Annotated in this window: 10 protein-coding genes and 3 pseudogenes; 5 read left to right on the top strand and 8 right to left on the bottom strand. The window is 62.0% G+C overall.

The window, feature by feature from the left end; translation table 11 throughout:
* Nucleotides 1-55 precede the first annotated feature (55 nt).
* Nucleotides 56-1,939, bottom strand: coding sequence for a glutamine--fructose-6-phosphate transaminase (isomerizing) (gene glmS / locus YO9_RS0108515; RefSeq protein ID WP_031272935.1), 1,884 nt, complete (start codon nt 1,937-1,939; stop codon nt 56-58).
* 75 nt (nt 1,940-2,014) lie between these two features.
* Between glmS and coaA the strand changes: the two genes are divergently transcribed.
* A complete protein-coding gene (gene coaA / locus YO9_RS0108510) occupies nt 2,015-2,971 on the top strand; it encodes a type I pantothenate kinase (protein ID WP_031272933.1) in 957 nt (318 codons plus the stop codon).
* A gap of 151 nt (nt 2,972-3,122) precedes the next feature.
* A pseudogene (mscL, locus tag YO9_RS0108505) lies at nt 3,123-3,550 on the top strand (large conductance mechanosensitive channel protein MscL).
* 84 nt (nt 3,551-3,634) lie between these two features.
* On the opposite strand, the pseudogene glmM reads toward mscL, so the two are convergent.
* A pseudogene (gene glmM / locus YO9_RS0108500) lies at nt 3,635-4,986 on the bottom strand (phosphoglucosamine mutase).
* Between the two features lie 48 nt (nt 4,987-5,034).
* Nucleotides 5,035-6,087, bottom strand: coding sequence for a polyphosphate kinase 2 (gene ppk2, locus YO9_RS0108495; protein WP_016997089.1), 1,053 nt, complete (start codon nt 6,085-6,087; stop codon nt 5,035-5,037).
* A 339-nt stretch (nt 6,088-6,426) separates the two neighbouring features.
* Between ppk2 and YO9_RS21505 the strand changes: the two are divergent.
* The 3 genes and pseudogenes from YO9_RS21505 to YO9_RS0108475 all read left to right on the top strand — a co-directional run bounded on the left by YO9_RS21505 (nt 6,427) and on the right by YO9_RS0108475 (nt 8,673).
* Nucleotides 6,427-6,896 (top strand): annotated as a pseudogene (locus YO9_RS21505) (transporter substrate-binding domain-containing protein).
* Complete coding sequence (locus tag YO9_RS0108480; protein WP_016997084.1) at nt 6,896-7,900, top strand: ABC transporter substrate-binding protein/permease; 1,005 nt, start codon at nt 6,896-6,898, stop codon at nt 7,898-7,900. Before YO9_RS21505 ends, YO9_RS0108480 begins: the two are co-directional and overlap by 1 nt.
* Complete coding sequence (locus tag YO9_RS0108475; RefSeq protein ID WP_016997082.1) at nt 7,897-8,673, top strand: amino acid ABC transporter ATP-binding protein; 777 nt, start codon at nt 7,897-7,899, stop codon at nt 8,671-8,673. Before YO9_RS0108480 ends, YO9_RS0108475 begins: the two co-directional genes overlap by 4 nt.
* A 273-nt stretch (nt 8,674-8,946) precedes the next feature.
* Here YO9_RS0108475 and rpsI read toward each other — a convergent pair whose 3' ends face one another.
* From rpsI to rplQ, 5 genes are all read right to left on the bottom strand, one after another.
* Nucleotides 8,947-9,474, bottom strand: coding sequence for a 30S ribosomal protein S9 (gene rpsI / locus YO9_RS0108470; protein WP_016997081.1), 528 nt, complete (start codon nt 9,472-9,474; stop codon nt 8,947-8,949).
* 32 nt (nt 9,475-9,506) lie between these two features.
* The gene (gene rplM, locus YO9_RS0108465; protein ID WP_016997080.1) at nt 9,507-9,950 is read right to left on the bottom strand and encodes a 50S ribosomal protein L13; all 444 of its coding nucleotides are present in this window, start codon (nt 9,948-9,950) and stop codon (nt 9,507-9,509) included.
* A 288-nt stretch (nt 9,951-10,238) separates the two neighbouring features.
* The gene (locus YO9_RS0108460) at nt 10,239-10,508 is read right to left on the bottom strand and encodes a hypothetical protein (protein WP_016997079.1); all 270 of its coding nucleotides are present in this window, start codon (nt 10,506-10,508) and stop codon (nt 10,239-10,241) included.
* A 79-nt stretch (nt 10,509-10,587) separates the two neighbouring features.
* Nucleotides 10,588-11,484 carry a tRNA pseudouridine synthase A gene (locus tag YO9_RS0108455; RefSeq protein ID WP_016997078.1) on the bottom strand — a complete coding sequence of 299 codons (897 nt, stop codon included), beginning with the start codon at nt 11,482-11,484 and terminating at the stop codon, nt 10,588-10,590.
* A gap of 67 nt (nt 11,485-11,551) precedes the next feature.
* Nucleotides 11,552-12,313, bottom strand: a complete 762-nt coding sequence (rplQ, locus tag YO9_RS0108450) for a 50S ribosomal protein L17, sunset domain variant (protein WP_031272929.1) — start codon at nt 12,311-12,313, stop codon at nt 11,552-11,554.
* Nucleotides 12,314-12,319: the final 6 nt, after the last annotated feature.

Here is a 12,319-nt window from a genome sequence, read left to right as displayed (position 1 = left end):
TGCCCGCCGAAATTTCGGTGGGCACCCGCCGTCGTGAATGCGTGGTGTGAAAGTCTTACTCGACGGTCACGGACTTGGCGAGGTTACGCGGCTGATCGACGTCGTAGCCCTTGGCTGCGGAAAGTTCCGCGGCGAAGATCTGCAGCGGCACGGTGGCCAGCAGCGGCTGAAGCAACGTGGGTGCCTCGGGGACGTAGAAGATGTGGTTCGCGAAGTCCTTGACGGCCTCGTCGCCCTCTTCCGCAATCACTATAGTGACTGCACCGCGAGCGCGGATCTCCTGAATGTTGGAGACCACCTTGGCGTGCAGTGAATCGCGACCCCGAGGCGAGGGAACGATCACGAATACCGGCTGGCCCTCGTCGATCAGAGCGATCGGACCGTGCTTGAGCTCACCGGCGGCAAAACCCTCGGCGTGGATGTAGGCGATCTCCTTGAGCTTGAGAGCGCCCTCCATGGCCACGGGGTAGCCCACGTGACGGCCCAGGAATAACACCGAGGACGCGTCCTTCATGGACTGAGCGAGATCCTTGACGTCGCCCTCGATCTCGTCGAGAACACGCTGAATCTTGGCGGGCATGGCCTCGAGCTCGGCGAGCATCGTGGCGATCTCGTCCTTGTACTTGTTACCGCGCAGCTGAGCCAAGTACAGGCCCAACAGATAGGCGGCGGTGATCTGTGCGAGGAACGCCTTGGTCGAGGCCACGGCGATCTCGGGGCCGGCGTGGGTGTAGAGCACGGCGTCCGCTTCGCGAGGAATCGTGGAACCGTTGGTGTTGCAGATGGCAACCACCTTGGCACCCTGTTCTTGCGCGTGGCGCACGGCCATGAGGGTGTCCATGGTCTCGCCGGACTGGGACACAGCAACGACCAGGGTCTTCTCGTTCACGATCGGGTCGCGGTAACGGAACTCGTGGGCCAACTCCACCTCGGTGGGGATGCGGCACCAGTGCTCAATGGCATAACGGGCGACCTGGCCAGCGTAGGAGGCGGTACCGCACGCGATGACCACGATCTTGTCGATGGAGCGCAGCACGGCCTCGTCGATCTTGAGCTCGTCCAGCGTCAAGCGGCCGGTCTCGTCCAAGCGACCCAGCAGTGTCTGCTCAACGGCGGAAGGCTGATCGTGGATCTCCTTCTCCATGAAGGAGGGGTAGCCGTCCTTCTCCGCAGCAGCGGCATCCCACTCGATATCGAAGGGCTTACCCTCGGCTGGGTTGCCGTTGAAGTCCACGATCTTGTAGTCGTCCGCGGTGATGGTGACGATCTGGTCCTGCCCCATCTCCACAGCCTTCTTGGTGTAGTCGATGAAGCCGGAGACGTCAGAGCCCAGGAAGTTCTCGCCCTCGCCCAGGCCGATGACCAGCGGGGAGTTACGGCGGGATGCGACCACGCGGTCCGGGTGGTCCGCGTGCACGGCGAGCAGAGTGAACGCGCCTTCCAGACGGCGGCTCGTGTCCTGCATGGCCACGGTCAGATCCTTGGAATCCGCGGGCTGTGCGTTGTAGGTGCGCGCCAACAGCACGGCAGCGACCTCGGTGTCCGTTTCGGACACGAAAGTCTCGCCCTCAGCCGCAAGCTCACGCTTGATCTCGTTGAAGTTCTCGATGATGCCGTTGTGAATCATGGCGAGCTTGCCGCCGTCCACCACGTGCGGGTGCGCGTTGACGTCCGAGGGGCCGCCGTGGGTTGCCCAGCGGGTGTGACCGATACCGATCTGGGAATCCGGCAGCGGATCCGCCTCGAGTTCGGCCAAGAGGTTGGTCAACTTACCGGCCTTCTTGCGGTAGTCCACCTTGCCGTCCGCGATGACAGCAACACCGGCGGAGTCATATCCGCGGTATTCAAGACGACGCAATCCCTCGAGAATCACATCCAACGCGTTGTGTCCACCGGCTTTGACGTCCGGGGATCCTACATAGCCCACAATTCCACACATGCGGAGAACTCTACCGGAAACCACCCGCGTCACTGCTGTTACCTGCCACACCCCCGGCCCTAGACTGGTCTGAACATGAGCACACAGTCACTGACTCATCGCGCATCCCCGTTTGTGGAGCTGGACCGGCAGACGTGGTCGCGCTTGTCGCACGAAATAGACGTGCCACTCACCGCGCAGGAAATCGAGAACCTGCGCGGTCTTGGTGACCGCCTGGACGTGGACGAGGTGCGAGAGGTCTACCTGCCGCTCTCTCGACTGCTCACTCTCTATGACGCCTCCGCCAACCACCTCAACTCGGAGACCAACGCGTTCCTGGGCGAGGACCACGCGCGCACTCCCTTTGTCATTGGCATTGCGGGTTCCGTAGCGGCCGGCAAATCGACGACGGCGCGTTTGTTGCGTGAGATGCTCTCCCGCTGGCCGTCCACCCCTAACGTTCAGTTGGTCACCACGGACGGGTTCCTCTATCCGAATGCCGAGCTGGTGCGTCGAGGACTCATGGACCGCAAGGGGTTCCCGGAGTCCTACGACCGCCGCGCACTGTTGCGCTTCATGTCCGAGATCAAATCCGGGGCGCCCGAGGTCCGAGCCCCCAAGTACTCACACACCACCTACGACATCCTCCCGGACGAGGAAATTGTGGTGACCAAGCCCGACGTCGTGATCGTGGAAGGTCTGAACGTGCTCGCCCCTGCCAAACTGGGCCCGGGAAACCGCGCGGCACTGGCCCTGAGCGATTTCTTCGACTTCAGCATTTACGTGGACGCCCGCACGGTCGACATCGAGCGCTGGTACGTGGAGCGGTTCCAGGCGTTGCGCAGCTCGGCGTTCGCCAACCCGGAGTCCTATTTCCACCGCTACGCCAACCTCACTGACGCCGAGGCCGTAGAAGTGGCCACAGATATTTGGCGTCGCATCAATGAGCCCAACTTGGAACAGAACGTCCGCCCCACCCGCGGCCGGGCTCGGCTCATCCTCTCCAAGGACCAGGACCACAAGACCAGACGCGTGCTACTCCGCAAGAATTGATACTTTTCGATGACAAATAAATGAGTTGTCACTAGCAGTTATGCCAATAATCACCGAAACTGATCAGGGCACTTTCAGTTTTAAGTGTGATGTTGGATAACTTTGGTCTTTTTTGTTTCATCTTTGCCCCGGCTGTGGGTAACCTAACGCCATGCTTAATGGTTTCAAAGAATTCATCATGAAGGGCAATGTCCTCGATCTTGCCGTCGCCGTCATCATCGGCGCTGCCTTCGGCCAGATCATCACCGCCCTGGTCGAATCCGTCCTCATGCCCGCGATCTCCGCTGTGGTGGGCTCCCCCAACTTCGATAGCTTCGCGATGGTCACCTTCAACGGCAACGACATCAAGTTCGGTGTCCTGCTGACCGCCATCGTCAACTTCCTGCTGGTTGCCGCCGCCGTCTACTTCGCCATCGTCATGCCGATGAACAAGATGATCGAGCTCGCAACCGTCGTCTGGGCATCGACCCGGCCGCCGAGGAAGCCGATCCCAACACCTTGCTGCTCACCGAAATCCGCGACGCTCTGGTCGCCGGCAAGGGCGGCACCGTGGACGGCCCCGGTTCCAAGACCCTGTAATTCTTTCCAACCATCCCAACTACTACTTGGGCCCCGCTTCCAGAAGGAAGCGGCCCAAGTATTTAAGGTGCTGTTCGAAACGAATCAGCTCAAACGCAAGTGCTCCTCGACCACCTTGACGAGTGACTCCGCCTCGTGACGTGCCTCATCGTGGCTCGCAGCCTCGACCATCACGCGCACCACGGGTTCCGTACCGGAGGGACGTAACAACACGCGACCCTCCCCGCCCAAGCGTTCCTCGGTTTCCGCGACGGCGGCCAGGACCCCGGGATGCGTCTTGGCCGCGGCCTTGTCCACGTTGGCCACGTTGATCATGATCTGAGGCATGCGAGTCATGACCGAAGCCAACTCGGACAGCGGCATACCGGTTTGCGCCACACGAGAGGCCAGCATCAGACCGGTCAGAAGGCCGTCACCGGTGGTGGCATAGTCGGCCATGATCACGTGACCCGACTGCTCGCCACCCAGGTTGTAGCCGTTGGCCACCATCGATTCCAGGACATAGCGGTCACCCACAGCTGCACGTTCCAGACGAATGCCCTGCTGCTCGAGTGCCAGCTGCAGACCCAGGTTGCTCATGACCGTGGCCACCAGAGTGTCCTGGTTGAGCTTGCCGGCGTCCTTCATGGCCATCGCCAGGATGCACATGATCTGGTCGCCGTCCACCTCGGTACCGGTGTGGTCCACCGCGAGGCAGCGATCGGCGTCGCCGTCGTGGGCGATGCCGAGATCCGCGCCGTACTTGATGACAGCTTCCTTGAGGGGCCCCAGGTGGGTTGAGCCCACGCCGTCGTTGATGTTGAGACCGTCAGGCTGCGCGCCGATCACGTGGATGTTGGCACCGGCGTCGCGGAAGGCATCGGGTGAGGAACCCGAGGCTGCGCCATGGGCGCAGTCCAGAACCACAGTGAGGCCGTCCAGTCGCTGCGGAATAGCGCCGACCAAGTGCAGGATGTAGCGATCCTCCGCGTCGGACAGGCGGTTGATACGACCGACCTGCGCACCTGTGGGGCGCAGGAACTCGCGCTTCTCGTAGACTTCCTGGATCTTGTCCTCGATGGAGTCCGGCAGTTTCTTGCCGCCGTGGGCCAAGAACTTGATGCCGTTGTCCGGAGCGGGGTTGTGGGACGCGGAAATCATGACACCGAAATCGGCGTCGATGTCCGCCACGAGGTACGCCGTAGCCGGGGTGGGGATCACCCCGCGTCGTACACGTCCACTCCGGAGCTCGCGAGACCGGCGGTGACCGCCGCTCCGATGAACTCGCCGCTCGCGCGACCGTCTCGGGCGACCACCGCTCGAGGTCGGGTGCCGGGCTTGGCGTGCCCGTGCCCCAACACGATCGCGGCTGCTTGAGACAGCTCCATTGCAAGGTCAGCTGTGAGGAGGCCGTTCGCGAGCCCGCGAATGCCGTCCGTTCCAAAAATTCTAGACATCGCCTGTCATCCTACGACGTGCCACGCGGGAACCGCGAAGCGCATCGACTAGTCGTTGCCGGGTCGGACTACGGGAAACCCATCCGGGTTGGTTCCGTTGTCGTCCATGACGTCGTTGGATCCGCCCACGATCTTGGGGTCGGGCGTACCCACCACGGAGCGATCCTTGTTGGGGTAGTCGAACTGCGACAGGACGTGGCGCATGGCCTCCAGGCGAGCGCGCTTCTTGTCATTGGACTTGATCACGGTCCAGGGAGCATCGCCGGTGTCCGTGTAGAAGAACATGGCTTCCTTGGCCTCGGTGTAATCATCCCACTTGTCCAGGGACGCGACGTCGGTCGGGGACAGCTTCCACTGGCGCACGGGATCCGTACGGCGGGCTTGGAAACGAGCCAGCTGCTCGGCACGGGTCACCGAGAACCAGAACTTGATCAGGTGCGTATCCGAGTTCACCAGCATGCGCTCGAATTCGGGGGCCTGACGCATGAACTCGTAGTACTGCTGCGAGGTGCAGTAGCCCATTACGCGTTCCACGCCGGCACGGTTGTACCAGGAGCGGTCCATCAGCACGATCTCGCCACCGGACGGCAGGTGCTTGATGTAGCGCTGGAAGTACCACTGGGTCTGCTCGATGTCGGTGGGCTTCTCCAAGGCCACCACGCGCGCACCACGCGGATTGAGGTGCTCGGTGAATCGCTTGATCGAGCCACCCTTACCCGCGGCATCGCGGCCTTCGAAAATGATCAGCAGCTTCTGACCGGTTTCCTTGATCCAGAGCTGGAGCTTGAGGAGCTCGATCTGCAGAGCACGCTTGGTCTTCTCGTACTCCTTACGGCTCATCTTCTCGTCGTAGGGGTAGCCACGCTTCCACGCATCGGAACGGGACAACCCGGCGTCGTCGTGGAGCTTGCGGCCGAGTTCCGCAATCTCGTCCAGCTCTGCCGCGTAATCCTCCACCACGGAGATACGGTGGTGCTCTTCCTGGTCGATCTCGCTCGTGACGAGATCCTTTTCCTGGGCGAGTTCCTCGGCGATGGCCTTCTTGTCCTGGTCCTTCTTTGCCGAGGTCTTGCTCTGGTTCTGATCCGCTTGCGTGCTCATCCGGGCCCTCTCGTGGATTCGGGTGCGGAGCCACTGTGCTCCAAGTCCCATTTTACGCCCCATTTGCTTCTTGTTCGGGTCGCGTTGGCCGGTTACTCGGCCTGAGTCGCCGACGCCGCTCCCCCGCCGCATCAGCCTCGTCTTACCGTTCACGATTTCAAAACGCTCCAGAATCTCCCGGGAAAGATCGGGCTACTCGATATGCTGTGGATCACATCGGTCAATCCTTTTCTTTCACCCAGGCCCCGTGCGACTGACGATCACGCACCTGTGATCACTCGAGTTCCATCGACGACCGATTTCCCGCGCGGTGGGACTACCACGAGCGAGGAGTGATCCATGGCGCACCCACGCCGTTTCACATCGTTATCAGCAGCATTATTGGCTTTGTTCACCCTGATCGCGGTGAACCTACCCGGCGCCGTCGCGTCACCTTTGACTGTCCCACAGGAAACCGCGGGAGACTCAGGCGAAACGTATGTCATCGCCACGGACACCACGTTCGCACCCTTCGAGTTCCGGGACTCATCCGGTGAACTGACCGGCATCGACATCAAAATCATGGAAGCCATTGCCGAGGATCAGGCTTCCAGGTGGAATGGCGTTCCCTTGGATTCAACGCCGCACTGCAAGCGCTGAGCGCGGACCAGGCTGACGGTGTGATCGCGGGCATGTCGATTACGGACGAACGTAAAGAGGTCTACGACTTCTCGGATCCGTACTACACCGGAACCATGACCCTGGCCGTCAACGAGGATCAGGGAGACGAGATTCAGGCTGGGACGATCTGCAGGACAGGCAACTGGTAGTGAAGACCGGTTCCATGTCCGAGGAAGTCGCTCGAGAACGCCAAGACCAGTACGGCTACGAGATCACTTCTCTGGATCAGACCACCACCCTGGTGGAATCCGTGAAGTCCGGTAACGCGGACGTGCTCATGGACGATTACCCGGTGATCGCCTACGGCGTGCAGCAAGGATCCGGTCTCGTCACCGTGGGTGAACAGGTCGAGGCCGGCGACTACGGTTTTGCGGTGAACAAGGGCAAGAATGCCGAGCTGTTGGAAAAGTTCAACACCGGTCTGGCTGAGCTCAAGGACAGCGGTGAATACCAGCAGATCCTGGACGATTTCCTGGCCAGCGATGATGAAGCGGTGGACCGCTCCACGTTCTGGGGACTCGTGGTCACCGCCATGCCCGCGCTTCTGACGGGCCTAAAGAACACCCTGATCGTCACGGCCGTGGCCTTCCTGATCGCCATGGTCCTGGGCCTGGTATTCGGTTTCATGAAGATCTCGCGCAACCGTTTCCTCAGGGCGATTTCCACGGCGTTCGTGAGCATCTTCCGCGGCACTCCCATCCTGGTGTGGGCCTTCTTCTTCTACTTCGGTCTCCCCCAGCTCATCGGAACACCGGTGAACATCTGGGTGGCCGGTGTCCTCACGCTGGCGCTCAATGGCGCCGCCTACATCGCAGAGATCGTGCGCGGCGGTGTGCAATCCGTGGACCCGGGACAAATGGAAGCCGCCCGTTCGCTGGGCTTGGGCCATGGGAAATCCATGCAGAAGGTGGTTCTACCGCAGGCCTTCAAGATCATGACCCCGTCGCTGATCAATCAGCTGGTCATCATGCTCAAGGATTCCTCCTTGCTGCTGGCCATCGGTTTCGCGGAGCTGCTGTACCAGGCTCAGCAGATCTACGCTTCCAACTTCCGCGTCACCGAGGTGCTGCTCATCGTGGCAGTGATCTACTTCGTGGCCATCACCCTTCTGACCCAGCTCGCTAACTTTGCCGATAGGAAGATCAACAAATGAGCACTTCAGTCACTGATCGGGCCGAGTCGCCCCAGGACCAGCGGAGCCAGAAGATCATTGTTCGAGATCTGGAGAAGGCCTTCGGGGACAATCTGGTGCTCAAAGGCATTTCCACAGAGATTCACGAGGGCGAGGTCGTCTGTGTGATCGGCCCCTCCGGCTCGGGAAAATCCACGTTCCTACGTTGTCTCAATCGCCTCGAGGATGTCACCAGCGGAACGGTATCCGTGAGCGGCTACGACCTCACGGATCCCAAGGTCGATATCAACGCCGTTCGGCAGCACATCGGCATGGTGTTCCAGCACTTCAACCTGTTCCCGCACATGACCGTGGCGGAAAACATCATGTTGGCACCCACCGAGGTCAAGAAGCTCGGTAAATCCGATGCCAGGGAGGCAGCCCTCAAACTCTTGGACCGCGTGGGCCTGAAGGAAAAGGCCGATGCCCGGCCGGCATCATTGTCCGGTGGGCAGAAGCAGCGCGTGGCCATTGCGCGCGCTCTGGCCATGAACCCGGAGATCATGCTCTTCGACGAGGCCACCAGCGCCCTGGACCCGGAGATGGTGGGCGAAGTTCTGCAGGTCATCCGGGACCTGGCCAAGTCTGGTATGACCTTGGTCTTGGTGACGCACGAGATGGGTTTCGCCCGCGAAGTCGGCGACCGTGTCATGTTCATGTCCGACGGCGCGATCATCGAAGACGGAGACCCTGAGCAGATCTTCGAGAACCCACAGCAACCCCGGCTCCAGGACTTCTTGTCCAAGGTTCTGTGACTCCACCACGGGGGTGTGGGCCCACCGAACCGCCCAGCACCGCGAGGGCCTGGTCAGCCACCGTTTGGGAGACAGACTAGGCGCTGCAAGAACCATGAGTCGCACCCCATGCGTCGTTAGATCCCTTTGGGAACCCCCGGAGGATCTAACGACGCATGAGACGCAATCAAGGGTTCTAACGACACTTAAAACGAAGCCGGGCCCCACGCTTCGGCAAAAGCCGAAATGCGGGACCCGGTTCGTAAACGCTGGCCGAAGCGTGGGTTGCTTCGTTTAGCGCTTGGAGTACTGCGGAGCCTTGCGGGCCTTCTTGAGGCCTGCCTTCTTGCGCTCAATGACGCGGGCGTCACGAGTCAGGAAGCCGGCCTTCTTGAGGGCCGGGCGGTTGTGCTCCAGGTCGATCTCGTTGAGGGCGCGGGCAATGCCGAGGCGCATGGCGCCGGCCTGACCGGAGGGGCCGCCGCCGGAAATACGGGCGGTGACGTCGTAGGCGCCTTCGAGGTCCAGCAGGCGGAACGGGTCGTTCACTTCCTGCTGGTGGAGCTTGTTCGGGAAGTACTCGGCCAGTTCGCGGCCGTTGACGATCCACTTGCCGGAGCCGGGGACCAGGCGCACGCGGGCGATGGCCTGCTTGCGACGGCCGACAGCCTGACCGGAAACGGTGAGGGGTGCGCGCTCGGAAGCGGGGGCACCGCCTTCGACGGGGCCGGTGGATTCCGAGGTGTAGCTGCTCAGCTCCTCGGTGCCGTCAGCACCTTCGACAATCTCGGTAACTTCTACTTCTTCAGTATTCTGAGCCACGATTCTCCTTGTTGTGCTCTCGTTGGCCCGAATTACTGGGCGACCTGGGTGAATTCGTAGGGCTTGGGCTGCTGTGCCGAGTGCGGGTGCTCGGGGCCTGCGTAGACCTTCAGCTTGGAAAGCTGCTGAGCGGCCAGCTTGTTCTTGGGCAGCATGCCCTTGATGGCCTTTTCCACTGCACGGGTGGGGTTCTTTTCCAGCAACTCTGCGTAGTTGGTGGACTTGAGACCGCCCGGGTAACCGGAGTGGCGGTAGGCACGCTTCTGTTCCAGCTTGGCGCCGGTCAGTGCGACCTTTTCTGCGTTGATGATGATGACGAAATCGCCCATGTCCACGTGGGGAGCGAAGGTCGGCTTGTGCTTCCCGCGCAGCAGTGTTGCGGTCTGGCTGGCAAGACGACCCAGGACTACGTCGGTGGCGTCGATGACGTGCCACTGACGCTGGACGTCACCGGGCTTCGGAGTGTACGTACGCACGTTGATCTGCCTTCGTTTGTCTACTGATGACACGAGAGACCGTGTCGGGTTGTTTCGCTGTGCTTCGGGGCCAGGGTGAGAGCCTGGCGGCATCCGCGCTCCCGCAACCCGGTGCACCAATCGGTCTTGCGCTCTGCAACATGAGCAACCGCTTTGGGTACAGGTGACCGAGGCGGGCACGCACAACAGCAATCAATGTTACCGGAAGCTTCAAATCCGCGCCAATTAACGGGTCCTCCGCTTTCCGACACACGACGTCCGCCGACGGCGCGCTCCCACCTATCGCAGTCAGAATCCCGTCAGGGTCATCGCCAGGGGCAGTACCAAGGCCGCAATAATGCACAGGATCATGGGAAGGAAGCGCCGTGAGTTTCCTCCGGCGATAGCGCCGAGCAGCCCCAGTGGGAAGGAGAGCCATGTGCCCGCGTGGTACCCCAGGAGTGCAAATCCCACAGCGGCCAGGCTCAGGAACGCACACGCCCAGGCCACTATCGGGGCGATGGGACCGTCCCAGATGGGCCGCGGTCGAGAGTTCGTTGCTCTTGCTTCACTGGTCATGAGTTCCTCCGGGTCAGGGCGACAACGATGCTCGCCCTCACACTGAGCCTAATCATTCAACCAGTCGGTAACCAGGGGTTCAGTCCTCCGGACGCTTGGCCCGCGTCTGTTCCGCGCGGGCCGCCAGTTCGTGATCGGCAGGGTACTCGACGGATTCCAGGACCAGCCCGTGCGGGGGTGCGAGCAACACGCGAGCGTCGCGCACGCGCGCCTCCAACCGCTCCCCCAACCAGTCCTGTTCGTAGCGCCCCTGGCCCACCCGTGTTGCGGCGCCCACCACGGAGCGGACCATGTGGTGGCAGAATGCGTCCGCCTGCAACCGCACCGTCACAAGACCCGAAGCATCCCGTTCCACCGACGCGGATTGCAGTTCGCGAATCGTCGTTGCGCCCTCCCGCGGCTTGCAGAAACTCAGGAAGTCGTTCAGCCCCAGTAGATCGGTCACTGCGGCATTCATGGCGGGGACGTCGAGCTCCTCATTGACCCACCACGCAAAACCACGCGTGAGCGGATCGTGGCCGCTGGCGGCGTCGGAGATGCGATAGGCATAGCTACGCGACAACGCCGAGAACCTAGCGTCGAAACCGGCGGGTGCCAGAGCGGCGTCGTGAATCACCACGGCACCGAGGGCTGGTTGAAGGCCAAGATTCGTACGGTCCTTACCGAGAACCCGGTTGAGCGCACCGTTCAACCTGCGCACCAGAGCCGCCCCGGGGGCAACCTCCGCGCCACGCGTCACCGTCTCCCACGCATCGACCGGAACATCCACGTGAACGGTCTGACGGCGAGCATGCACACCCGTATCCGTGCGACCGGCCACCACGGTGCGCAAAGGATGGCGCAACACCAGCTCGAGCGCCGTCTCCACCGCGCCCTGCACCGTGGGCAGCGAAGGCTGCGCCGCCCACCCGCTGAACGGAGCGCCGTCGTACGCCAAATCGATGCGCAGGCGCACCAGCTCACCCGACATGTTCATAACCTCCCGAAAAACGACGACGCCGCCGCAGGTTACCTGCGGCGGCGTCGGTCAAGCAGCTACGTGCTTACTCAGAGATCTTCTGAGCGGCAGCGCCACCGGCCGGCTGGAAACCAGCGGCCTCGGCGTTGGCCGGGGAATCGAACCAGATCTCGGCGGTGGTACCGGAGTACCAGCGGGAGCCGGGAACGTGGTACTTCATGGAGTTCTTGTTGCCCTTGATGGAGAAGCCCTCGGGGGCTTCGCCGGACTCCAACGGTGCGTGCGAACCGGCGAACTCAGCGTCCTGGTTCTCGGCTGCGACCTCGGCTGCCTCTTCGGCGGTCTCGGGAGCCTGCTCTGCAGCGGGGATCTCCTGAGCCTTGACCTCTTCAGTAGTGGTCTCGGCCGGGGTGTCGACCGGAGCAGCCGGAGCTGCAGCAGCCTTTTCGGTGGCCTTCTCGGCCTCGGCAACGGTGGACTTGGAAGCAACGGGCTCCATGACCAGCTCGATGACGGCCATGGGGGCGTTGTCGCCCTTGCGGTTACCGATCTTGGTGATGCGGGTGTAACCACCGTCGCGGCCGTCCATGGCCGGAGCGATAGCGGTGAACAGCTCGTGCACGACGGACTTGTCGTTGAGCTGACGCATCACGCGGCGGCGAGAAGCCAGGTCACCGCGCTTGGCGAAGGTGATCAGACGCTCGGCCACCGGGCGAAGGCGCTTGGCCTTGGTCACCGTGGTGGTGATGCGCTTGTGCTCGAACAGCTGCTGAGACATGTTCGAGAGCATCATGCGCTCGTGGGTAGGCCCGCCGCCGAGACGGGGTCCCTTGGTAGGGGTAGGCATAGTAGG

Origin of the sequence: Kocuria atrinae C3-8 (assembly GCF_000286355.1) — a bacterium.
In the GTDB taxonomy this organism is placed as follows: domain Bacteria; phylum Actinomycetota; class Actinomycetes; order Actinomycetales; family Micrococcaceae; genus Kocuria; species Kocuria atrinae_A.
Note: the sequence above shows the minus strand (reverse complement) of the source record. Positions and strands in the feature narration are given on the sequence as shown.